A 23,472-nucleotide genomic window follows, 5' to 3' on the forward strand; every position below is an offset into this window, starting at 1 on the left:
ACGCCAATTAAACCGCACCTGGCCTGAGGCTGTTGTTATACTAACGGCAGAGCTAAGCCAATCACCCGCAAGAGGATTTAACATGCCAGTAGCCAGAATCATCGCCAGCTATAGCGAAAATGAAAATGACACCATCACGCTGCTGTGCGGCGTAGACGCTGAAAACCAGATCCGTCAGGGGGAATGGTTCGGCGTGGTGAAAAATGACGACGGGCGCGGGGACGAATCGAACTATCCGTTCACCCTGCATATCGATTACCAGAAAGATGCCTTCTATCTCGATTACGGCTACGACGACGCGGATGCACGTCAGCTGCAAAAAACCGATATCTCGGCCCGTCCGCTGGCTGAGAAAGGCTTTTTCACCGTGTTCGATGAAGAAGAGGGTGAAGAGTTCAGCTACCGCATCAACAGCATCCACCTGTACGACTGACGGTCGCTGCCGCAATCCCACCCGTGCCGCCCTGCGCCGCACGGGTTTTTTATCGCCTGAATCGCACTTTTTGCAACTTCTCGCCCGCGGGCTCTAGGCCGGATGGATCTTGTGCTATATGATAAAAAATTCAGATGGTTAACGGGGGACAAATCATAATGACGGGAAAAAAAATGCAACGGGGTTTTCGTTTGGCGCTCTGCGCGGCGGCGATCGGCGCCTGTATGAGCAGCGCCATGGCGGCGCAGGTTCCCCCGGGCACCGCGCTGGCGGACAAACAGGAAATCGTGCGCCACATTAAAGACGAACCGGCCTCGCTCGATCCGATCAAAGCGGTTGGCTTGCCGGAGGCTCAGCTGGCGCGCGATCTGTTCGAAGGGCTGGTCAATCAGGACGCCAACGGGAAAGTGATCCCCGGCGTCGCCACCCGCTGGCAGACCAGCGACAATCAGACTTATATTTTCTATCTGCGTAAAGACGCGCGTTGGTCAAACGGTGACCCTGTCACGGCAAAAGACTTCGTCTACAGCTGGCAGCGGCTGGTAGAACCGAAAAATCTGTCGCCGTTCGCCTGGTTTGCGCAGCTGGCGGGGATCCAGAACGCCGAGCAGATCATCAGCGGCAAACTGCCGGCCGATCGCTTGGGCGTATCGGCGCCGGATGACTACACGCTCAAGGTGCAGTTGGACAAGCCGGTGCCGTACTTCGTCAGCCTGACGGCCAACTTCAGCCTGTTCCCGGTGAACAAGGCGGTGGTGGAAAAATACGGCAATGACTGGACCAAGGTCGGCAATCTGGTGGGCAACGGCGCGTTCAAACTGCAGGAGCGGGTGGTGAACGAGAAGCTGGTGCTGACGCCTAATGACCATTACTGGGATCATGCGCGCACCGTGCTGACTAAAGTGACCTTCGTGCCGATCAACCAGGAATCCAACGCCACCAAGCGTTACCTGGCGGGTGACATCGACATCACCGAATCCTTCCCGAAAAACATGTATCAGAAGCTGCTGAAAGACATCCCGGGGCAGGTGTACACCCCGGATCAGCTCGGCACCTATTATTACGCGTTCAACACCCAGCGTGCGCCGACCAACGACGTGCGGGTGCGTCAGGCCTTGTCCTACGCCATCGATCGCAAGATTATCGCGGAGAAAGTGTTGGGCACCGGTGAAAAACCGGCTTATCACTTCACGCCGGACGTCACCGCCGGGTTCAAACCCGAGGCGAGTTTGCTGCAACAGCAGCCGCAGGCGGAGCTGGACGCGCAGGCCAAGGCATTGCTGCAGGCGGCCGGCTACGGCCCGAACAACCCGCTGAAGCTGACGCTGCTGTATAACACCTCGGAGAGCCACCAGAAGATCGCCATCGCCGTGGCCTCGATGTGGAAGAAAAAGCTGGGGATTGACGTCAAGTTGCAAAACCAAGAGTGGAAAACCTACATCGACAGCCGCAATACCGGCAATTTCGATGTGATCCGCGCCTCCTGGGTGGGTGACTATAACGAGGCGTCGACCTTCCTGTCGCTGCTGACCTCCACCCACAGCGGCAATATCGCCAAGTTCAAGAATGCGGACTACGACAAGCTGCTGGCGCAGGCGGGGCGGGAAACCAACCCGGCGGCGGTGACCGCCGATTACAACAAGATGGAACAGATCATTGCCGATCAGGCGCCAATCGCGCCGATATACCAATACACCAACGGCCGCCTGATCAAACCGTGGGTAAAAGGCTACCCGATCACCAATCCGGAAGATGTGGCCTATAGCCAAACGATGTATATCATCAAACACTGAATGGGTTTATTTATCGCCCCCGCGCAATGCGGGGGCGTTATTTTCTCGGCGGCGAAACCACGCGGCTAATTAATTTTTCCATGCGATAAACCCCGTTTAATAATAAACAGGGTTGCCATCATCACATTAATATTGTCTATTTCAGAGAGCGGTTACGCTTACAGACAGTCCCGCATGGCGTCCACCACTACGCGGCCGCTCATATCGGTCTGAGTAATGCGGTAGCTGGTGGGATAAGAACGACGGGTACTGAAACGATCGTGGACGGAGACCTTGCCAATCTGCAGACCGGCGGCGTTTTTCACCACAAACTCACTGATCTCTTCCTGGCCCTGGTTTTGCAAATGGATATTGCTGATTTTTTCCAGCGTATCGCTGGCGTTTATTTTTAAATGGTCGCGTAACATAACTACCTCCTCGTAGTGAGAAAAGTATATGCCCCTAAAATTTGCGCTGAAACAGCTTTGTGTTGATTTATTATTATCATTTTGAATTAAAATTGATAGCAATATGTTAAGTCATAATAATAACGGTATTACCAGCGCTTTATCGGCGATATTGTCTGATTTATCGGCAATGGTTTATTTCAATGCCGTTATTATTAGTCTGCATTAATGGAGAACAGCGCTTGCCTGGCCGCCGGCGCGGGAAAGACGCAGGCGACGTTGTGTCCGCAGCCGGGAACGAGGGTTAACCGATGCGGCTTCTCCGGCGCCAGATAGCGCCGGTCATAGTCGGCATAGGCCAGGGCGCGCTGCAACCGGTAGGGACCCTGCAGCTGGGCGGCGCAGGATTTGTCGAGTATGCGATAGTAGGCGCCCGGCGCGGTGCCGGTATCACCGTCTGCGGCCAGGTAGGTGATATCCGCCGCCGCATAGCGCCGGCGGGCTGCGTCGGCGGTGCGCTGCAGGTGAGCGGGAAGCGCTTCCGGACCATATTTCCACTGGTTAGCCTGTGGGCACTGGCCGGCGTCCAGCGTGTGCCAGCGGAAGCGACAGTTTTTTTCACTGCCACAGCGCTCCGGATGAAGGGGCTGGGGACGCAGGTTGTCAAAATAGAGCCAGCTGCCCGGATCGGCGACGACATAGCGCAGGCGCACTCCGTCCGGCGGGTCGGCGAAGCCGACATAATGCTGCACGAATTGGGCGCCGGCGGAGAAACCGGCGACGGTGATCGACTGCAACGACGGCCAGCGCCGTTTCAGATCGGCCAGCAGGTTATCCATGGCGTTGAACGAGCCGGTTTTCCCGCCATTATCCAAACCGCCTTCGATCCAGGAGCCGCAGTGCCACAGGGCGTCCCCCTCTTGCGGCGCCGGTAGCCCGGCGGAACGGCAGCGGGCGGCAAGCGTCTCCGGCACCTGGAACAGCGGGGCGACCAGCAAGCTGTTGTCTCCCGCTCCCTGCGCGGCGTCGATCGCCGCTTGCAATGTCTTGGCGACATCGCGCGGGTGGCCGTGCATCACCACCAGCGCGGTGCGCGGCTGGGGGGAGTGAGCGTGCGCGACAAAATAAGGCAGTGAACCCGCCGCCGTCGGCGCGTGATAGGGCGTGGCGAGGCGTTCTAACACCGGCTCTGCACGAGCCGATTGGGCGAACAGCAGCAGGGCGGCCATTGCGATGCAACGCAGGCGGCGCATTCTCGTCAGGTTCGGCGCAGCGCAGCGCGCAGTTGTCTCAGGACTTCCCGGCATCGTTGTTCCTCACGCGCTCGTTGATAGTAGCGATAAAAGGCGCGTTCCGAACTGAGGTTGCCCGCGCGTGCCAGCTGCCTGAAGGTCAGGTATGCCAGGCTGAACATAATGATAATAAATAATAAACCGGGGAACAGCAGCTGCCAGCCGTCGGTGATGCGCGCATTAGGCAGATAGCGGAGTGAATAGGGCGTAATCAATACCCCTAACTGCTGCAGTCCCCATTGAGTCAACGCAGGGAACAGCACCAGCAACGTAACGAACACCAAATACAGCAAGAAATAGCGACAGGAAAGCAAGAAACGCTTGAACGCGTTATTGGCGCTTGGCCGCAAAACGAAGCCTGCGGGCGTGGCGCGCAAGATTTGCTGACGGCCACCGGTGAAACGATAGCGTTCCAGCGCCGCTACGCTATCCGGCAATGCCAGCAGCAGCTGCAGCGCAACAAGGCCGGCGCTGCGGTTGCCGATATAGTCGCGAAACCGCAACAGACGTATGGGGGCGCTTTGGGGCTTCTCGACGGATTCGAGCAGGTTTAACAGCTTATCGTGGTTTTCCCGCCGAATGCGAAAAGGCGTTTTGACCACGGCGATAAACAGCGTAATGACGGTCGGTAGGACGATTTTCAAGATATCTGCGGTGCTGATTTGTAACATGCGAGTTTCCTCTCGGGCTGTCTTGCGTTCCTGGCAGCAGAAGTATAGACCACGCTTATGGGACAACATGAAAACTGGCGTTACAGCTTGGTCTTTGATCTCCAAGGCGTTAACGCTAGACTCAGCAACATAAGCAAGACTGAGGGGATAAATGAATGGATGTGATTGAGGGGAGCGAGCTGCAGGTCGCCGACGCGGTCTACGCCTACCAGCTGGATGGCAAGGGCGGCGTCACGCCGATCGAGCGGGATGACAAGATCACCTGCGACGCGCCTTGCTGGCTGCATCTTGATTACGCGCACCCGGCCAGCGCCGAATGGCTGAGCACCACGCCGCTGCTGCCGGACTCGGTGCGCGAAGCGCTCTCCGGCGAAAGCTCACGGCCGCGCGTCAGCCGCCAGGGCGAAGGCACCATGATCACGCTGCGCAGCATCAACTTTAACGCCAACTCACGGCCGGACCAGTTGGTCACCATTCGCGTGTACATCACCGATAAACTGATTATCTCCACGCGGCACCGCAAGGTGTATTCCATCGATCAGGTGGTGAACGATTTGCAAAGCGGCGCCGGGCCGACCAACAGCGGCAACTGGCTGGTGGAGATTTCCGATGCGTTGACCGATCACACCAGCGAATTCATTGAGGATCTGCACGACAAGATTATCGATCTGGAGGACGCCTTGCTGGAACAGCAGGTGCCGGAGCGTGGCCAGCTGGCGTTGATCCGTAAACAGCTTATCGTGCTGCGCCGTTACATGGCGCCGCAGCGTGACGTTTTCGCACGGCTGGCCAGCGACCGCCTGCCGTGGATGAGCGACGACGATCGCCGCCGCATGCAGGACATCGCGGATCGCCTGGGGCGCGGGTTGGACGATCTGGACGGCAGCATCGCGCGCACCGCCATCTTGTCCGACGAAATTACCACGGTGATGGCCGACGCGATGAACCGCCGCACTTACACCATGTCGCTGTTGGCGATGGTATTTCTGCCGACCACCTTCCTGACCGGGCTGTTTGGCGTCAACCTTGGCGGCATACCGGGCGGCGGCAACCCCTTCGGTTTCGCGGCATTTTGCCTGATGCTGGTCGGGTTGGTGCTTGGCGTCGCCTGGTGGCTGAAGCGCAGCCGCTGGCTGTAGGCGAAAATGACGAAAACCCGGTTAACATTGAGCAAAATCAACATTTAGCCGGGGGAAATGGGGCATGATCTCTCTCGCAGGTGAATGCAACGTCAAGCGATGGGCGTTGCGCTCCATAATTGTCTTACTTTCTTATTTTTGAATTACTGCATAGCACATTTGATTCGTACAATGCCGGTTTAATCACCGGCATTTTTTTATTCGATTTCTCTCTTCCTCAGGCCGCGCTTTCATCCCAGAAGCTGGCTTCAATCTTGTGCCCATCCAAATCACGGACAAAGCAGCCGTAGTAAGCCTCACCGTAGTGCGGCCGCGAACCGGGCGCGCCTTCATCGACGGCGCCGGCCAATAGCGCCTGGCGATGGAATTCATCCACCTGCTGCTTGCTGGTCGCGAAAAAACCGACGTGCGTGCCGTTGCCGGGTGAAGCGGGCTGGCCGTCGATCGGCACCTGCAGCCAGAACTCCGGGTAGTCACGGCCATAACCGATCGCGCCGGGATGCTCCAGCACCCGTCGGCAACCCAAGGCGGCCAGCGTGCGATCGTAAAAGGCCGCGGCGGCGACGAAATCGTTCGAGCCCAGCGAGACGTGGGACAGGCAGGGGGTGATATTCATTGCGCGATCTCCATATGACTGTATAAATGCACAGTATAGGGTAAAAACGGCATCGCCCAGCAAATTATGCGCAAACTGTGAACAGGATCGAGATCGTCGAGTGAGGGAAAAGGTCGCCGCTCGCAGGGTGGCGAGCGGCGAGGGGACTTATTTGATTTCCAGCACGTCCAAACGCGCCGGCGCAGGCGCCGCGTCGTCCGAATCTTCCGGCTGCCAGCCGACCGGCTGCATCGGAATGTCTTCGCGATCGAAGGCCAAATCGCCGCCGTCCACCACCGCGCTGCCGTGGTGAATGCCTTTGAAATCGAATAGATTGATATCGCTCAGGTGCGAAGGCACCACGTTTTGCATGGCGCTGAACATGGTTTCCAGCCGGCCTGGGTAACGTTTGTCCCAGTCGCGCAGCATGTCGCCGATCACCTGGCGCTGCAAATTAGGCTGAGAGCCGCACAGATTGCATGGAATGATCGGGAACGCTTTGGCGATCGAGAAACGCTCGATGTCTTTCTCGCGGCAATAGGCCAGCGGGCGAATGACCACGTGCTTGCCGTCGTCGCTCATCAGTTTGGGCGGCATGCCTTTCATCTTGCCGCCGTAGAACATGTTGAGGAACAGCGTCTGCAGAATATCGTCGCGGTGGTGGCCCAGCGCGATCTTGGTGGCGCCCAGTTCGGTGGCGGTGCGATACAGAATGCCGCGGCGCAGGCGCGAGCACAGTGAACAGGTGGTTTTACCTTCCGGGATCTTGTCTTTAACGATGCTGTAGGTGTTTTCTTCGACGATCTTGTACTCCACCCCCAAGCCTTCCAGGTAAGCAGGCAGAATATGCTCAGGGAAGCCGGGCTGTTTCTGGTCGAGATTCACCGCCACCAGCGAGAAATTGATCGGCGCGCTCTGCTGCAGATTGCGCAGGATCTCCAGCATGGTGTAGCTGTCTTTGCCGCCGGACAGACAGACCATGATGCGGTCGCCTTCTTCAATCATATTGAAATCGGCGATCGCTTCGCCCACGTTGCGGCGCAGGCGTTTTTGCAATTTGTTCAGGTTGTACTGCTCTTTTTGGCTAACGGATTGCTTTTCTGACATTTAAATCGTGCTCATTCTCAATGGGGGGCACTAGGGGCATGGCGTTGTAGACCGCGAGTTTACCATTCAACCGGCCGATTTTGATCATTATTCATCATCCAGCTTCCACGCGCCCGACGCGAGGCCTGTATGGTACGGATTGCGCGCAGGAATGCCAGCAGGTTTTATTGCTACGCCTTACGTCAACGGTAAAAGATCAGGGCGCGAATCGCTCGCGCCCTGAGGGAGGTTACTCAGCGGCGGACTTTTCCGCCTTGCCGGCCAGCAGGCTGAGGAAATCGTATTTCTCCTTCAGCTCTTTCTCGGCGGCCTGATACAGCGCGCTGGCCACCTCCGGCTGCTGCGCGTTCAGGCGGCGGAAACGCTGTTCTTTTAGCAGCGTTTCCGACAGGTTGCTGTTCGGCGGCCGTGAATCCAGCGCCAATGCGGCCTTGCCCTCGGCGCTGCGGCGCGGATCGAAGCGGTACAGCGGCCAGAAGCCGGTGGCGGTCAGCTGTTTCATCTGATCGTGGCTGAGCGCCAGATCGTAGCCGTGCTCTTCGCACGGGCTGTAGGCGATGATCAGCGACGGTCCCGGATAGGCCTCGGCCTCCTGAATCGCTTTCACCGTCTGGTTGAGCTGCGCCCCCAGCGAGATCTGCGCAACGTAAACATGGCCGTACATCATCATGCTGACGCCCAGATCCTTGCGCGCCTTGCGCTTGCCGTGCTCGCCGAATTTGGTCACCGCGCCGAGCGGCGTGGCCTTCGACTGCTGGCCGCCGGTGTTGGAGTAGCACTGGGTGTCGAGCACCAGCACGTTGACGTTCTCCGTCAGGCTGAGGACGTGATCCAAACCGCCGAAGCCGATGTCGTAGGCCCAGCCGTCACCGCCGATCAGCCAGATGGATTTATCCACCAGATAGTCGGCGTCGGTCGCCAGCTGGCGCGCATCTTCACCTTCAATACTCGCCAGCAGCGCGCGCAGTTCGGCGATTTGCTTGCGGCGCGGCTCCGGCGCCACGTCTTCCATCTGCAGGGCATTGACCAACTGCTCCGGCAGCTGCGGCGCCAGCGAATTCAGCAGGCGCAGCACCCGCGCGCGATGTTGATCGACCGTCAAACGGAAGCCCAGGCCGAATTCGGCGTTGTCTTCGAACAGCGAGTTGGCCCATGCCGGCCCGCGCCCTTCGGCGTTGGTGGTGTACGGCGTGGTCGGCAGGTTGCCGCCGTAGATCGACGAACAGCCGGTGGCGTTGGCGATCAGCAATCGGTCGCCATAGAGCTGGGTCAACAGCTTGATGTACGGCGTTTCGCCGCAGCCGGAGCAGGCGCCGGAGTACTCGAACAGCGGCGTGATCAGCTGCGAGGTGCGAATGTCGATGCGCTCCAGCTGCGCCGTATCGATTTCCGGCAGCTGCAGGAAGAAATCGTAGTTGTCTTTTTCCGCCGTCAGATTATCGAGGCGTGAAGCCATATTGATGGCCTTGATCTCCGGGTTCTGGCGATCTTTCGCCGGGCAGACCTCGACGCACAGGTTACAGCCGGTGCAATCCTCCGGCGCCACTTGCAGCACGTATTTTTGCCCGCGCATATCGCGCGCTTTGACATCCAGCGACTGCAGGGAGGCGGGGGCGTGTTCCATCTCCGCCGGCTGCACGACCTTGGCGCGAATGGCGGAGTGCGGACAGGCGGCGACGCAATGGTTGCACTGGGTGCACAGGTCGGGCTGCCAGACCGGGATCGCTTCGGCGATGTTGCGCTTTTCCCATTGGGTGGTGCCCACCGGCCAGGTGCCGTCCGGCGGGAAGGCGGAAACCGGCAGCGCATCGCCCAGTCCGGCCAGCATCGCGGCGGTAACGGTTTTGACGAAGTCAGGCGCGGCGTCCGAGACCACCGGCGGGCGCATCGGGCTGCTGTCGTCGACCGGCTGCAGCGGGATTTCAATCAGCGCGCCGCGGGTGCCGCCCAGCGCCTGCCAGTTGCGCTCGACGATCTCCTGGCCTTTGCTGCTGTAGCTGCGGGCGATGGCGTCCTGCAGCTGTTGCAGCGCCACGTCGCTCGGCAGGATCTGCGTCAGATGGAAAAACGCCATCTGCATGACGGTGTTGATGCGCGCGCCGAGCCGGCATTCACGCGCCAGCTTGGCGGCGTTGATGATGTAGAAACGCGCCTGGCGTTGATGCAACAGCGCCTGTACCTCCTGCGGCAGGCGCGACCAGACTTCGTCGGCGCCGTAAGGGGTATTGAGCAGGAAGGTGCCGCCGGGTTTGAGGCGCTCAACCATCTGGTACTTATCGATAAACTGCAGCTGGTGGCAGCCGACGAAATCCGCCTGGCTGACCAGATAGGCCGAATTGATCGGCTGCTCGCTGACGCGCAGGTGCGAGACCGTCAGGCCGCCGGCCTTTTTGGAGTCGTAGACGAAATAGCCCTGCGCATACAGCGGCGTGGCGTTGCCGATGATTTTGATGTTGTTCTTGGTGGCCGAGACCGAGCCGTCGCTGCCTAAACCGTAGAACAGCGCTTCCAGCGAAGCGCGCTGCGGCAGGATTTCGTCGCTCAGCGGCAGCGAAAGGCCGGTGACGTCATCGAAGATGCCGACGGTGAAGCGCGGGCGCGGCTGCGGCTGGGCCAGCTCGCGAAACACCGCCAGCGCGCAGTCCGGGCCGAACTCCTTCGACGACAGGCCGTAACGGCCGCCGATCACTCGCGGCAGCGTGGCGCGCTCGCCCCGGCTGTAGGCTTCCGCCAGCGCGGTCATAACGTCCAGATACAGCGGCTCGGCCAGCGCGCCTGGTTCTTTGGTGCGATCGAGCACCGCGACGCTGCGCACGCTGTCCGGCAGCGCGCCGAGCAGGTGTTTGGCGGAGAACGGCCGGAACAGCCGCACTTTCAGCACGCCGACTTTTTCGCCGCGGGTCAGCAGGGTGTCGATCACTTCTTCGCAGGTGCCGGCGGCGGAGCCCATCACCACCACCACGCGTTCGGCCTGCGGGTGGCCATAATAGTCGAACGGCCGGTAGTGGCGGCCGGTGAGGGCGGCGAAGGCCTCCATGGCGTCGATCACGTGCTGGTCGGCGGCGTCATACCACGGGTTGGTGGCCTCGCGCGACTGGAAATAGGTGTCAGGGTTGGCGGAAGTGCCGCGCACCACCGGATGATCCGGCGACAGCGCCCGGCGGCGGTGGGCGTCGATCGCCGCCTGCGGCAGCATGTGCCGCAACGTATCGTCGCTGAGCGGTACGATTTTATTGATCTCGTGCGAGGTGCGGAACCCGTCGAAAAAGTGGATGAACGGCAGGCGCGCGTTGAGGCTGGCGGTCTGCGAGATCAGCGCGAAATCCTGCGCTTCCTGCACGCTGCCGGCGCACAGCATGGCGCAGCCGGTCTGGCGCACCGCCATCACGTCAGAGTGATCGCCGAAGATTGACAGCGCGTGCGTGGCCACGGTGCGCGCGGCGACGTGCAGCACAAACGGCGTCAGCTCGCCGGCCAGTTTGTACAGCGTCGGGATCATCAGCAGCAGACCCTGCGATGAGGTGAACGAGGTGGACAGCGCGCCGGTCTGCAAGGCGCCGTGCACGGTGGCGATCGCGCCGCCCTCCGACTGCATTTCCACCACTCGCGGGATATCACCCCAGATGTTTTGCCGGCCATCGCCGGACCAGGCGTCCGCCTGCTCCGCCATGGTGGAACTTGGCGTGATAGGGTAGATGGCAATCACTTCGTTGGTGCGATAGGCCACGGAAGCGACTGCATTATTACCATCTGTAGTTATCATCGACATTACCTTTTCATTGCTCACAAAGCCGCGAAAGCGCACTTTCGCAGTAATGGAAAAAAGTCTAACAGAGGGTTTGAACGCGGCTTTATCGCGTTTGTGTGGCGGGCGATAAATCGGCAAGCGTATCCGGCATCGCTATTTGCATCGCCGGTTGAGATCACTTCAATAAATTGTTTTCGCCGTTTAAAGACAATTTATTTCCGGCGCGTCATAATTGCGCATCGGTAAACTGACAGAAGAAAACCATGAGCGGATTTATGTATTTGACGATGGCGATAGTCGCGGAAGTGATCGCCACCACCATGTTGAAAGCCTCCGAGGGCTTTACCCGTCTGTGGCCGTCGCTGCTGGTGGTGCTGGGCTACGGCGTAGCGTTTTGGGGGCTGTCGATGGTGGTCAAGAGCATGCCGCTGGGCATTGTGTATGCGATTTGGTCGGGCATGGGGATCGTGCTGGTGTCGGTCGCGGCGGTATTCGTTTATCAGCAAAAATTGGATTGGCCGGCGATTGTCGGCATGGGATTAATTATTGCCGGCGTGCTGGTAATTAATTTACTGTCGAAAGCCTCTGTGCACTGAATGTTATTTTGATGTAAAAAAAGCCGGCGTGACAGCAAGTCGCGCCGGTTGAAGAATTCAGCCATCATTCACTGAAAATAGTGGAATGCTAATTAGTTAGCGCCGTCAGCATAGACGCAAATATCATCCTCTCCGGTAGCAAAAAATGCGCCGTCACGCCGAAAGCACGCGGGGTTAATTAATACCGATATCATGCGAAGAAACCCCGTCGCCGGCAACGGTGACGTTATCACTTTCTCTCTGCGGCCGGGGCGGGCGGTGGGGGCCGCTGTCACGTTTAACCTCCCGCAATGGGGGCGGAAATATTCTGCAAACAAAATAAATGTCCGGCCGGCGCAAAAAAACCACAAATAATGGCCGGAATATATTTTCATTATTTATATATCGAGCTAGATTAAACAAGTTTGCATCAAAGATAGCGAAACGTGTCCGCCAAGTGACGCGCGTTATCGGCAATGGCGATTTTACACAGCGCAGTTCCGGGTTCAGGAGTGGGATAATGACGACATCAAAATGGCTGCTTGCCAGCGCCGTGGTGCTTTTAGCCGCCTGCAGCAGCAACAACGAAGAGCCAGTACAGCAGGGCAACAGTGCCAGAATCAATACGTTGCAGACCAGCGCCGGTTGCGCGGCGGTCGGCGGCGTTACCACCATCGCGCACAACTTGAACGGTGAAGCGTTGCGGATGTGCCAGATGCCGAACGGCAAACAGTGTGAGGAACGCACGCTGGGCCTGGGCAGCTGCGCCGGGTAAGCCCACGGCGCCAGGCCTGGCGTCCAGAATCAATATACCCAGTCGCGCAGGGCATAAACCAGCGTGTGGCCGCTGCCGTTGAGCGTCAGCTGCTGCGCGCTCAGCGTCACTTCGGCGCCGTTTTCCAGCACGGTGCCGATCACCCGATCCCAGCGATTGCGCTGCTCATCAGGGCACAGCCTGCGCGTCGAGGCCAACGGTTTTACCGTCAGTACGCCGTCGCGTAATTGCCCCTGGCCGAAAAAGCGGTTGCACATCGCGCCGGACACATGCAGGTTCTCGCCGAACTCCAGATTGAGCAGGACGCCGCCCGTTGGGGATTTTGCCGCTTCGCCATCGACGCTCTGCAACACGAAATTATGATGCATCAGATCGCCGGGCGTAACGGTCGCGGGTGGTTTCATGCTGCATCCCCCCAAGACCAGCGCCGCAAAGGCGGCCATCGTTGTTCTCATCGTCGCGCTCTCAAATAAACAGGGCGCCGCAAGGGGCGCCCTGAGATGCCGTTCACGCGTTCAACTGGTTCGGGCAGGCTTCGCCGCGATCCAATTGGCTGATGTTCTGCAGCGTGGTTTGCGAAATGCTGGTCAGCGCCTCTTCGGTCAGGAAAGCCTGATGGCCGGTGAACAGCACGTTGTGACAGGCCGACAGGCGGCGGAACACGTCATCCTGAATCACGTCGTTAGACTTGTCTTCAAAGAACAGATCGCGTTCGTTCTCGTAGACGTCCATCCCGAGCGCGCCGATTTTTTGCTGCTTCAACGCGTCGATGGCGGCGGTAGAGTCGATCAGCGCGCCGCGGCTGGTGTTGATCACCATTACGCCGTTTTTCATCATCGCGAAGGCGTCGGCATTCAGCAGATGGTGGTTTTCCGGCGTCAGCGGGCAGTGCAGGGTGATTACGTCGGATTGCGCGTACAGCGTTTTCAGGTCGACATACTCTGCGCCCAGTTCCAGCGCCTGTTCGCTGGGGAACGGATCGTAAGCCAGCAGCTTCATGCCGAAGCCTTTGAGAATGCGCATCGTCGCCACGCCGATTTTACCGGTGCCGATCACGCCGGCGGTGCGATTGTGCATGTTAAAGCCGATCAGCCCTTCGAGAGAGAAATTGGCGTCGCGGGTGCGTTGATATGCGCGGTGAATACGGCGGTTCAGGCACATCATCATGCCTACCGCGTGTTCCGCCACGGCTTCCGGCGAGTAGGCCGGCACACGCACTACCTTAATGCCCAGCGCTTTGGCGGCGTCCAGATCGACGTTATTAAAACCGGCGCAGCGCAGGGCGAGAATTTCGACGCCCAGCGCCGCCAGTTCTTCGAGCACTTCACGGCTACCGTCGTCGTTGACGAAGATACACACCGCCTTGCAACCGGCGGCCGTTTTGGCGGTTTTTTTACTGAGTAAAAAGTCGAAGAATTCCAGCTCATAGCCAAACTGCTGATTCACCAGTTCGAGATATTTACGGTCATACTGTTTGGTGCTGTATATCGCCAATTTCATCGTGGTTTCTCCACCGTGATTTTGTGATCAATTTAACAGATTTTAGTAAATTCGACAATTGGTTAGCCACGCTGCAGGGCTGCTGTGGGCTGGCGGCGGTGAAGGGAAGGCGACGGTGAGGCGGGCGACAAAAAAATCCCCACGGGGGTGTGGGGAATGGCTTCTCTAGTACACAGTTAGCTAGCAGCTAAACTTTTATTAGAATGCTTGCAAGACTATTAATCATCAACGGTAACAACAATAACAAAAGTCTGAAAACTGTCCTATTTATGTGATGTATATGTAACGAAAATCTACAACTCCGCGCGCGCTTGCGCCAAAAGGGTGCAAATCGCCTCTGCGACCGCGCTCAGCTTCACCCTATGTCAAATTCGTGCCATCATTATTGTCAATTCAGGCATAGACTTAACCAATGCCTAACACAGGAACGAAGCAATCATTTAATGACCAGGCGATTGAAAGTATTCATAGGGACGGTGGCGGGCTGCGCAATCCTGGTGCTGGCGTTGTGGCAAACCTTGCCGCGCTGGCTGCCGGGGGTGTTATCGCATTGGTTGCCGGCGGGAAGCCGACTGGAGTTGCAGGGCAAATTGCATTGGCGCCAGGGCGGCCTGACGTTGGCGGGGGCGCGTTTCACCGCGCAAGATTGTCTGCTGGCCAGCGTCGGGCCGACGCGGCTGGCTTATCGGCAAGGCCGCTGGCAGCTGTCGAGCGATAAGGTCAGCGTCGATAGCGCCTGTTTGTCAAAACTGCCGGGCGGCGACGCCAACAGCGCGCCGCTTGCGCTCGATCAACTGCAGCGGCAGCTGCCGCCGCTGGATCTCACCATTCATGACCTCACGCTCATTCCCTGGCAGCGTTATGCCGGGAAGCTGCAGCTTTCCTCCGGCTCTGACGGGCAACGTCTGCATTATCGGGGGCCGAATCTCAGCGCCGAGGCGCAGCTGGATGAAAAACAACAGCTGACGTTGCACAGCCTGACCGTCATTCCGCCCAACAGCGCGCAACCGCTGCGCCTCGCCGGCAAGATAACCATTCCGCTGGATCTGGCCAGCCTGCCGACGCAGGGCGCGCTGCAGGGTGAAATGCAGACGGCCTATCTGGAAAAACCGGTTTTGCTGGATATGCGCTGGCAACAGCAGCAGGGCGTGTTGACGGTGAGCGAGAAAGGCGACGATCGGCCGCTGGCGGTGCTGCCGTGGGAAGTGACCCCGCAGCGGGTCAGCATCAAGCAGGGCGAGTGGCGTTGGCCCTACAGCGGACAGCCGTTGAACGGCGGCCTCAGCATCGCGCTGCACGACTGGAGCAAGGGACTGGATGAAACGGAGATCAGCGCGCGGCTGAACGTGATCACGGCCGGCCACAACGGCAAGGGCAATGCGGTGCTGACGCTTGGGCCGGGCAAGGTGGGGCTGACCGACAGCGATCTGCGGTTCCAACTGACCGGCCAGGCCAATCTGGCCGACTTCTCCGCTACCGCGTCGATCCCGGGCGTGCTCGGCGGCAGCATTCTCAACCCGACGCTGGTTCTGCAGCCGGGTTCGTTGCTGCGCCTGTGGGGCAAGGTGACGCCGGAAATGACGCTGGAAGAGGCGCGTTTGCCGCTGGCGGGCGTGAAGGTGACCGCTGCCGGTATTACCGGCCGCCTGCAGGCGATTTTGAGCGCCAGCGACAGTTACTGGGGCCGCTTCAAGCTGCATCTGGACGGCCAGGCGCAGGATTTCTGGCCGGACAAGGGCCACTGGCAATGGCGCTACTGGGGCAATGGCCGCTTGCCGCCGCTGCAGGCCGCCTGGGACGTGGCCGGCAGCGGCAGCTGGCGCGACAGCGAGTTGGTGCTCGATAAACTCTCCACCGGCTTCGATAAGTTGAAGTACGGCCTGGTGACGGTCGCCGCGCCGCGCTTGAGCCTCAACCAGCCGCTGCGCTGGCGGCGTGATGAACAAAGCCCGCAGTTCAACGGTGAGCTGCAGCTGGCGGCGGATAAGGTCAGCTTCAGCGATGGCGGTTATCTGCCGGCGCCGGTGCTGGCGCTGCAGGTGAACGGCCGTTCGCCGGACAGTTTCCAGATGCAGGGCAAGCTGCAGGCGCAACAGATCGGTCCGATCGCGCTGCGCGGCCGTTGGGACGGCGAACGTCTGCGCGGCGAAGGCTGGTGGCCGAAACAGTCGCTGAAGGTCTTCCAACCGCTGCTGGCGCCGGATCTCAATCTCACGCTGCGCGACGGCGAGTTTTACGCGCAGTCGGCGTTTTCCGCCGCCCGCGAACAAGGGTTCGAGGCCGGTGGCCACTGGGTGGTGAAAAACGGCGGCATGTGGCTGAAGGACGGGGAGATGAGCGGCCTGGATTTCATCCTGTCGTACCGGTTCAAGCAGCATCACTGGCAATTGGGAGCTAAACAGCCGGTATCGCTGCGCATCAAGTCTTTCACCAACCTGTTCGAGATGCAGAACATTTCCGCCGATTTGCAGGGCACCTATCCTTATAGCGAAGGGCAGCCACTGACGTTGAGCAACGTCGGCGTGGACATGCTCAACGGGCATATCAGCCTGTCGGCGCTGCGGTTGCCGCAGCATGACGCCGCAGTGCTGAAGCTGGACAAGGTCGATCTCAGCGCGCTGTTTACCGCCCTGAAACCGAAGCAGTTCGCCATGTCCGGCCGTGTCGACGGCGAGTTGCCGCTGTTCCTGAACCATCCGAAGTGGCTGGTGCAAAACGGCTGGATCGCCAACGCCGGCACGTTGACGCTGCGCCTGGACAAAGACATGGCCGACGCCATCGGCAGCAACAACCTGGCGACCGGCGCGGCGATCGACTGGCTGCGCTACATGGAAATCAACCGTTCGCATGCCCGGGTCGATCTCGACAACCTGGGCGAGCTGACGCTGAGCGCGCGCATCGACGGCATCAACCCGCAGAAAAGCGCTAAGCGCGAGGTGATCCTGAACTATCGCCATCAGGAAAACGTGTTTCAGCTGTGGCGCAGTTTGCGCTTCGGCGACAATTTACAGGAGTGGCTGGAGCAGGCCCTCTCACAACCTGGGGAGCAACAATGAAAATCATGAGTGTGTCGACGCTGGCAGCGGTGCTGTGCGTTTCGCTGCTGAGCGGCTGCGTGCCGCGCATCGAGGTGGCGACGCCTAAGGATCCGATCACCATCAATATGAACGTCAAGATCGAACATGAAATTCATATCAAGGTGGATAAGGACGTCGAAAACCTGCTGAAAACCCAAAGCGGTCTGTTCTAGGAGCCGACATGAAAAAACGTTATTTGTGGCTGGCCGGCGCCGCCTGGCTGTTCAGCGGCCTGGCGATGGCGCTGACGCTGGATGAGGCGAAGCAGCAAGGGCGGGTGGGGGAAACCCTGAGCGGCTACATCGCGCCGGTGCAGCAGGACGCCGAAACTTTGGCGCTGGTGAAGCGCATCAACGCCGGCCGCGCCGAGAAGTATCAGGAAGTGGCGGACGGCAACCATATCGCCGTCGATGAAGTGGCGCGCATGGCCGGCCAGAAGCTGGTGACGCGGGCGCAGAGCGGCGAGTATGTGCGCGGCATCAACGGCCAGTGGCTGAAGAAGTAAAAAAAAGCGCGCCGTCTGGCGCGCTGAATGATACGGATAGATGATTATTATGAGGGTAGTGCAGGTTTGACAAGGCTTGCCTCTTGTCCGGCAGGGGCATGGCGCCCCTGCGCTGGCTCTTACGCGGCAACCACCTGAGACAGGGCCGCTTTGGCGTCTTCCTGTGCTTTGGTCGCCACTTCCGGACCGTAGGCGATGCCTTCCGCGAAGACGAACTCCACGTCGGTGATGCCGATGAAGCCCAGGAACAGACGCAGGTAAGGTTCCACCAGGTCGGTTGGGGTGCCTTTATGAATGCCGCCGCGGCTGGTCAGGATCACGGCGCGTTTGTTTTTCACCAGGCCTTCCGGACCGTTTTCGGTGTAACGGAAAGTCACGCCGGCGCGGGCGACCAGATCGAAATAGTTTTTCAGCTGGGTCGGGATGTTGAAGTTGTACATCGGTGCGGCGATCACGATAACGTCATTGGCCTGCAGCTCGGCGATCAGTTCGTCCGACAGGGCCAGCGCTTCTTGTTGACGCGGAGTCAACGGAGCATCGGAAGGACGCAGCGCGCCAACCAGCTCGCCGTCCAGCACCGGGATTGGCTGTGCGGCCAGATCGCGCACGGTGATGGTGTCGCCGCTGTGGGCGTTGCTCCATTGCTCTACGAAGAAATCGGCCAGTTGGTTAGACTGAGAGTAGGTCGCCAGGATGCTTGATTTCAGAACCAATACGTTGCTCATCGATAATTCCTTACGTTGTGACAGTGACATCAGGACTCAGCGTCCCTTGCATGAACTACATGCTATTCACATTCCCCCAACAGTGATAGCGCAATATTTCGAGATCTTCGTTCGATTTTATTGAATAACCTGCCGAGGCGTTACTCGCGAAAGTAGGGGGACAAAGCCGTTTGTGATAGGCTGTGCGGCTAAAGCAAAAAAATCGCTAAAAAAACATTAAACCGTTGCTAAGCCTGGTCTTGGCCACGATGAAACAAGGAACACCGAACGTGAAATCTCCGCTCGAGGCACTGCCGGCCCAACTGGGCGAGCTGATGCTCCGCGATCAACAACGCCTGCGTCGTCGCCTGCAGGGCGCACGAAAAATCAAAAATCCCGATGCCCAGCTGGCGGTCGCCGCCGAAGTGGAAAGCGACATCGCGACGGCGCGGCAAAAAGTGCAGGCGCGCGCCGCGTCTTGCCCGCGCATTACCTATCCGGAAAGCCTGCCGGTCAGCCAGAAAAAGCAGGACATCTTAAACGCTGTCCGCGACCACCAGGTGGTGATCGTCGCCGGGGAGACCGGCTCGGGGAAAACCACCCAGTTGCCGAAGATCTGTCTGGAGCTGGGGCGTGGGGTGAAAGGGCTGATCGGCCATACCCAGCCGCGCCGCCTGGCGGCGCGCACCGTCGCCAACCGCATCGCCGACGAGCTGGAAACCCCGCTCGGCGGCAGCGTGGGCTACAAGGTGCGCTTCAACGATCAGGTAGGGGAAAACACCCTGGTCAAGCTGATGACCGACGGCATTTTGCTGGCGGAGATTCAGCAGGATCGCCTGCTGATGCAGTACGACACGCTGATCATCGATGAAGCGCACGAGCGCAGCCTGAATATCGACTTTATTCTTGGTTACCTGCGCGAACTGCTGCCGAAGCGCCCGGATCTCAAGGTGATCATCACCTCGGCGACCATCGATCCGCAGCGTTTCTCGCGCCACTTCAACAATGCGCCGATCATCGAGGTTTCCGGCCGCACCTACCCGGTGGAGGTGCGCTACCGCCCGGTGGTCGACGACGGCGACGATACCGACCGCGACCAGCTGCAGGCGATTTTCGATGCGGTAGATGAGCTTGGGCGCGAAGGGCCGGGCGACATTCTGATCTTCATGAGCGGCGAGCGCGAGATCCGCGATACCGCCGACGCTTTGAACCGCCTCAATTTGCCGCACACCGAGGTGCTGCCGCTGTATGCGCGCCTGTCGAACAGCGAGCAGAACCGGGTGTTCCAGTCGCACCACGGCCGCCGCATCGTGCTGGCCACCAACGTGGCGGAAACCTCGCTGACGGTGCCGGGCATCAAATACGTCATCGATCCGGGCACCGCGCGCATCAGCCGCTACAGCTTCCGCACCAAGGTGCAGCGCCTGCCGATCGAGCCGGTGTCACAGGCCTCCGCCAATCAGCGTAAAGGGCGCTGCGGCCGCGTGTCGGAGGGGGTGTGCATCCGTCTGTACTCCGAACAGGATTTCCTCTCGCGGCCGGCGTTTACCGATCCGGAAATTCTGCGCACCAACCTGGCGTCGGTCATTCTGCAGATGACCTCGCTGGGCCTGGGCGACATCGCCGCGTTTCCGTTCGTCGAGGCGCCGGACAAGCGCAATATTCAGGATGGCGTGCGCCTGCTGGAAGAGCTGGGGGCGATCACCACCGCCGATAACGGCCACTATCAGCTGACGCCACAGGGCCGGCAGCTGGCGCAGTTGCCGATCGACCCGCGTCTGGCGCGCATGGTGCTGGAAGCGCAGAAGAGCGGCAGCGTGCGCGAGGTGATGATCATCACCGCCGCGTTGTCGATTCAGGATCCGCGCGAGCGCCCGATGGATAAGCAGCAGGCCTCGGATGAAAAACACCGCCGTTTTGCCGACAAAGATTCGGACTTCCTGGCGTTCGTCAACCTGTGGGATTATCTGCAGGAGCAGCAAAAGGCGAACTCTTCCAGCCAGTTCCGCCGGCTGTGCCGCAACGATTTCCTCAACTACCTGCGGGTGCGCGAGTGGCAGGATATCTATACCCAGCTGCGCCAGGTGGTGAAAGAGCTGGGGCTGCCGATCAACAGCGCGCCTTCCGACTACCGCAGCGTCCACACCGCGCTGCTGACCGGCCTGTTGTCGCACATCGGCCAGAAGGATGCGGACAAGCAGGAATACACCGGCGCGCGCAACGCCCGCTTCTCGATCTTCCCCGGCTCCGGCCTGTTCAAGAAGCCGCCGAAGTGGACCATGGTGGCCGAACTGGTGGAAACCAGCCGCCTGTGGGGGCGCATCGCCGCGCGCATCGAACCGGAATGGATCGAGCCGCTGGCTCAGCACCTGGTGAAACACAGCTACAGCGAACCGCACTGGTCGAAGTCGCAGGGGGCGGTGATGGCCAGCGAAAAGGTCACGTTGTTCGGTCTGCCGATCGTCGCGGCGCGCCAGGTCAATTACGGCGCCATCGATCCGCTGCTGTGCCGCGAGCTGTTTATCCGCCATGCGCTGGTGGAGGGCGACTGGCAGACGCGCCATGCTTTCTTCCGCGAAAACCAAAAGCTGCGCGCCGAAGTGGAAGAGCTGGAGCATAAATCGCGTCGCCGCGATATTCTGGTAGACGACGAAACGCTGTTCGGCTTCTACGATCGCCGTCTCCCCAACGATGTGGTGTCCGGCCGTCATTTCGACAGCTGGTGGAAGACCGCCGCCAAACAGCAGCCCGACCTGCTGAACTTCGAAAAAGAGATGCTGATCAAGGATGGCGCCAACAAGATCAGCGCGCTCGACTACCCGAACTTCTGGCATCAGGGCAACCTCAAACTGCGGCTGAGCTATCAGTTCGAACCAGGCACTGACGCCGACGGCGTGACGGTGCACATCCCGCTGCCGATCCTCAATCAGGTGGAGGAGCAGGGGTTCGAATGGCAGATCCCCGGCATCCGCCGTGAGCTGGTGATCGCGCTGATCAAATCGTTGCCGAAACCGGTGCGTCGCAACTTCGTGCCGGCGCCGAACTACGCCGAAGCGTTCCTTGGCCGCGTAACGGCGCTGGAATTGCCGCTGCTTGACGCGCTGGAGCGCGAGCTGCGGCGCATGACTGGCGTGACCGTGTCACGTGATGACTGGCAGTGGGATCAGGTGCCCGATCACCTGAAAATGACTTTCCGCGTGGTGGGCGAGAAAAACCAGACGCTGCGCGAAGGCAAAGATCTGGCCGCCCTGCGCCTGCAGTTGAAAGAGAAGGTGCAGGAGACGCTGTCGGCGGTGGCCGATGACGGACTGGAGCAGAGCAACCTGCATGTCTGGAGCTTTGGCCAATTGCCGGCGTTCTACGAGCAGAAGCGCGGCGGCTATTCGATGAAAGCCTATCCGGCGCTGGTGGATGAAAAGGACAGCGTGGCGATCCGCCTGTTCGACAGCGAAAGCGAACAGCAACAGGCGATGTGGCAGGGCACGCGCCGCCTGCTGTTGTTGAATATTCCTTCGCCGATCAAATATCTGCATGAAAAGCTGCCGAACAAGGCCAAGCTGGGGCTTTATTTCAACCCGTACGGCAAGGTGCTGGAGCTGATCGACGACTGCATTTCGTGCGGCATCGACAAACTGATCGCCGAACACGGCGGCCCGGTTTGGCAGGAGGAAGACTTTGCACGGTTGCAGGAGCAGATCCGCGCCGAGCTGAACGACACGGTCGTTGAGGTGGCTAAGCAGGTTGAACAGATCCTGACGGCGGTCTTCAACATCAACAAACGGCTGAAAGGCCGGGTGGACATGTCGTTGGCGCTGGCGCTGTCGGACATCAAGACCCAGCTCGGCGGGCTGGTCTACCGCGGCTTCGTCACCGGCAATGGATGGAAACGGCTGCCGGACACGCTGCGCTACCTGCAGGCGATCGAACGCCGATTGGAGAAACTGGCTATCGATCCGCACCGCGATCGCGCGCAGATGCTGCGGGTGGAGCAGGTGCAGCAGGCGTGGCAGCAGTGGCTGAACAAGCTGCCGCCGAAGCGACAGCAGGAGGAAGAGGTGAAAGCGGTGCGCTGGATGATTGAAGAACTACGTGTCAGCCTGTTCGCGCAGCAGCTGGGCACACCTTACCCTATCTCCGACAAGCGCATTCTGCAAACCATCGAACAGCTTTCGGGCTAAGCTCAGGCGCGCCGGCCGGCAAACGGCCGGCGCAGCGCAAGTTGAAATTCAGGAAACAGAGAAACAGCAACGGCGCTTGATGCGCCGTTGCGAGAGCTACTTGCCTGCCGCCAGGGCGTCCAGCGCCTCGCGGATGCCGGGCACCGCCAGAGCGCGGTTATCGGCGCGGTAACGATCTTTCGCCGCCGGCGCCGAACTCTGGATGGCGATCAGCTGCCAGCCGTCGGCGGTTTTCAACAGCAGCGGTGAGCCGCTGTCGCCGGGCAGGGTATCACACTGGTGCGACAGCACCCCTTGCTGGGCCCAGCCGGTCACCTTGCAGTTTTGGTGGCTGTAGAGGTCATCCAGATGGTCCTCCGGGTAGCCCGCCTGGGTGATCAGCCGTTTGGCCTGTTTCAGGGCCTGAGTCAACGCCTTGCTGTCGCCTTGCCACAGCGGCAGCGGGGCGATCGGCAGCGGCGTTTTGTCTTTCAGCCGGATCAGCGCAAAGTCATAAGCGGCGGCGGCGGGCGGCACGATCCAGCCGTCGCCGTCCGGTTTCAGTTTTTTGCCCAGTTTGCTGTCGACCAGGGTTTCAATATTGTCGGTTTGATACTGCCATGATTTATCGCCTGCCACGAAGCGCAGGGCGACGGCTTTATCCAATTGTCCCGGCGGCGCCAGCACGCAATGGCCGGCGGTCAGCGCCAGGTGTGGGGAGATCAGCGTGGCGGTACACAGATTGCCGCTGGCGGTTTCGACCTGGCCGATGGCTTGCCACGGCTGGGCGGCGGTATCCGTGACCTTGATTCGTTCATCTTTGCCGAAAAACAGACGCGTTTGCTCGGCCTTGGACGGGCCGTCGGCGCGTGCCGCCTGGGAGGCGATGAGCGGGAGTGAGCACAGCAACAGTAAAACGGATATGCGCATAGATCTCTTGCCTGACAAATACGGATCATCCATAAACACACTGAATGCTAACTATAGACTGATTTAGCAGCCATGTGGATGGGCA

General features: G+C 59.7%; 19 protein-coding genes. 9 read left to right on the forward strand and 10 right to left on the reverse strand.

Annotation, left to right across the window (positions count from 1 at the left end):
* Positions 1 to 82 precede the first annotated feature (82 nt).
* A complete protein-coding gene (locus ACJ8M3_RS04870) occupies positions 83 to 433 on the forward strand; it encodes a hypothetical protein (RefSeq protein ID WP_015378006.1) in 351 nt (116 codons plus the stop codon).
* Between the two features lie 158 nt (positions 434 to 591).
* Positions 592 to 2,226 (forward strand): peptide ABC transporter substrate-binding protein, encoded by a 1,635-nt coding sequence (locus ACJ8M3_RS04875; RefSeq protein ID WP_069100752.1) that lies wholly within the window; start codon positions 592 to 594, stop codon positions 2,224 to 2,226.
* Positions 2,227 to 2,384: 158 nt separating this feature from the next.
* Here ACJ8M3_RS04875 and ACJ8M3_RS04880 read toward each other — a convergent pair whose 3' ends face one another.
* The 3 genes from ACJ8M3_RS04880 to ACJ8M3_RS04890 form a co-directional block, all read right to left on the reverse strand.
* On the reverse strand, positions 2,385 to 2,633 hold the full coding sequence (locus tag ACJ8M3_RS04880) for a hypothetical protein (RefSeq protein WP_004930507.1): 249 nt from the start codon (positions 2,631 to 2,633) through the stop codon (positions 2,385 to 2,387).
* Positions 2,634 to 2,827: 194 nt separating this feature from the next.
* On the reverse strand, positions 2,828 to 3,919 hold the full coding sequence (locus ACJ8M3_RS04885; RefSeq protein WP_089197105.1) for a hypothetical protein: 1,092 nt from the start codon (positions 3,917 to 3,919) through the stop codon (positions 2,828 to 2,830).
* The gene (locus ACJ8M3_RS04890; protein ID WP_223524914.1) at positions 3,871 to 4,680 is read right to left on the reverse strand and encodes a hypothetical protein; all 810 of its coding nucleotides are present in this window, start codon (positions 4,678 to 4,680) and stop codon (positions 3,871 to 3,873) included. Before ACJ8M3_RS04890 ends, ACJ8M3_RS04885 begins: the two co-directional genes overlap by 49 nt.
* Before the next feature lie 50 nt (positions 4,681 to 4,730).
* Here ACJ8M3_RS04890 and zntB point away from each other — a divergent pair, with 50 nt between their 5' ends.
* Positions 4,731 to 5,714, forward strand: a complete 984-nt coding sequence (gene zntB, locus ACJ8M3_RS04895; protein ID WP_033643224.1) for a zinc transporter ZntB — start codon at positions 4,731 to 4,733, stop codon at positions 5,712 to 5,714.
* A 217-nt stretch (positions 5,715 to 5,931) separates the two neighbouring features.
* Here zntB and ACJ8M3_RS04900 read toward each other — a convergent pair whose 3' ends face one another.
* The 3 genes from ACJ8M3_RS04900 to nifJ form a co-directional block, all read right to left on the reverse strand.
* Positions 5,932 to 6,330 (reverse strand): VOC family protein, encoded by a 399-nt coding sequence (locus tag ACJ8M3_RS04900; RefSeq protein ID WP_033643223.1) that lies wholly within the window; start codon positions 6,328 to 6,330, stop codon positions 5,932 to 5,934.
* 147 nt (positions 6,331 to 6,477) lie between these two features.
* Positions 6,478 to 7,416, reverse strand: coding sequence for a tRNA 2-thiocytidine(32) synthetase TtcA (ttcA, locus tag ACJ8M3_RS04905; RefSeq protein WP_033643222.1), 939 nt, complete (start codon positions 7,414 to 7,416; stop codon positions 6,478 to 6,480).
* Between the two features lie 229 nt (positions 7,417 to 7,645).
* Entirely contained in the window at positions 7,646 to 11,179 is a 3,534-nt protein-coding gene (nifJ, locus tag ACJ8M3_RS04910) for a pyruvate:ferredoxin (flavodoxin) oxidoreductase (protein ID WP_142075620.1), read from the reverse strand.
* A 248-nt stretch (positions 11,180 to 11,427) separates the two neighbouring features.
* On the opposite strand from nifJ, the gene ssmE reads away from it, so the two are divergent.
* Together ssmE and ACJ8M3_RS04920 are read left to right on the forward strand one after the other, a co-directional pair.
* Positions 11,428 to 11,760, forward strand: coding sequence for a multidrug efflux SMR transporter SsmE (gene ssmE / locus ACJ8M3_RS04915; RefSeq protein WP_033632935.1), 333 nt, complete (start codon positions 11,428 to 11,430; stop codon positions 11,758 to 11,760).
* A 499-nt stretch (positions 11,761 to 12,259) separates the two neighbouring features.
* Positions 12,260 to 12,514: a putative hemolysin gene (locus ACJ8M3_RS04920; protein ID WP_176589201.1), complete on the forward strand. Its 255-nt coding sequence runs from the start codon at positions 12,260 to 12,262 to the stop codon at positions 12,512 to 12,514.
* A 29-nt stretch (positions 12,515 to 12,543) separates the two neighbouring features.
* On the opposite strand, the gene hslJ is transcribed toward ACJ8M3_RS04920, so the two are convergent.
* Positions 12,544 to 12,969, reverse strand: coding sequence for a heat shock protein HslJ (hslJ, locus tag ACJ8M3_RS04925; protein WP_033650286.1), 426 nt, complete (start codon positions 12,967 to 12,969; stop codon positions 12,544 to 12,546).
* Positions 12,970 to 13,021: 52 nt separating this feature from the next.
* Positions 13,022 to 14,014: a 2-hydroxyacid dehydrogenase gene (locus ACJ8M3_RS04930; RefSeq protein ID WP_033650287.1), complete on the reverse strand. Its 993-nt coding sequence runs from the start codon at positions 14,012 to 14,014 to the stop codon at positions 13,022 to 13,024.
* Between the two features lie 443 nt (positions 14,015 to 14,457).
* On the opposite strand from ACJ8M3_RS04930, the gene ACJ8M3_RS04935 reads away from it, so the two are divergent.
* The 3 genes from ACJ8M3_RS04935 to ACJ8M3_RS04945 are packed head-to-tail and all read left to right on the forward strand — an operon-like array spanning position 14,458 to position 17,596.
* The gene (locus ACJ8M3_RS04935) at positions 14,458 to 17,070 is read left to right on the forward strand and encodes a YdbH family protein (RefSeq protein ID WP_046687126.1); all 2,613 of its coding nucleotides are present in this window, start codon (positions 14,458 to 14,460) and stop codon (positions 17,068 to 17,070) included.
* A complete protein-coding gene (locus tag ACJ8M3_RS04940; RefSeq protein ID WP_025302979.1) occupies positions 17,067 to 17,264 on the forward strand; it encodes a YnbE family lipoprotein in 198 nt (65 codons plus the stop codon). Before ACJ8M3_RS04935 ends, ACJ8M3_RS04940 begins: the two co-directional genes overlap by 4 nt.
* Before the next feature lie 8 nt (positions 17,265 to 17,272).
* A complete protein-coding gene (locus tag ACJ8M3_RS04945) occupies positions 17,273 to 17,596 on the forward strand; it encodes a YdbL family protein (protein WP_033643218.1) in 324 nt (107 codons plus the stop codon).
* 119 nt (positions 17,597 to 17,715) lie between these two features.
* On the opposite strand, the gene azoR is transcribed toward ACJ8M3_RS04945, so the two are convergent.
* Positions 17,716 to 18,321 carry an FMN-dependent NADH-azoreductase gene (gene azoR / locus ACJ8M3_RS04950; protein ID WP_015377994.1) on the reverse strand — a complete coding sequence of 202 codons (606 nt, stop codon included), beginning with the start codon at positions 18,319 to 18,321 and terminating at the stop codon, positions 17,716 to 17,718.
* 269 nt (positions 18,322 to 18,590) lie between these two features.
* Here azoR and hrpA point away from each other — a divergent pair, with 269 nt between their 5' ends.
* Positions 18,591 to 22,478: an ATP-dependent RNA helicase HrpA gene (gene hrpA, locus ACJ8M3_RS04955; protein WP_071991646.1), complete on the forward strand. Its 3,888-nt coding sequence runs from the start codon at positions 18,591 to 18,593 to the stop codon at positions 22,476 to 22,478.
* A 96-nt stretch (positions 22,479 to 22,574) separates the two neighbouring features.
* Here the strand turns inward: hrpA and ACJ8M3_RS04960 are convergent, their stop codons facing one another.
* Positions 22,575 to 23,387, reverse strand: a complete 813-nt coding sequence (locus tag ACJ8M3_RS04960) for a trypsin-like serine peptidase (protein WP_033650290.1) — start codon at positions 23,385 to 23,387, stop codon at positions 22,575 to 22,577.
* Positions 23,388 to 23,472 lie beyond the last annotated feature (85 nt).

This window comes from Serratia sp. CY55921 (assembly GCF_052167655.1).
GTDB classification, from domain to species: domain Bacteria; phylum Pseudomonadota; class Gammaproteobacteria; order Enterobacterales; family Enterobacteriaceae; genus Serratia; species Serratia ureilytica.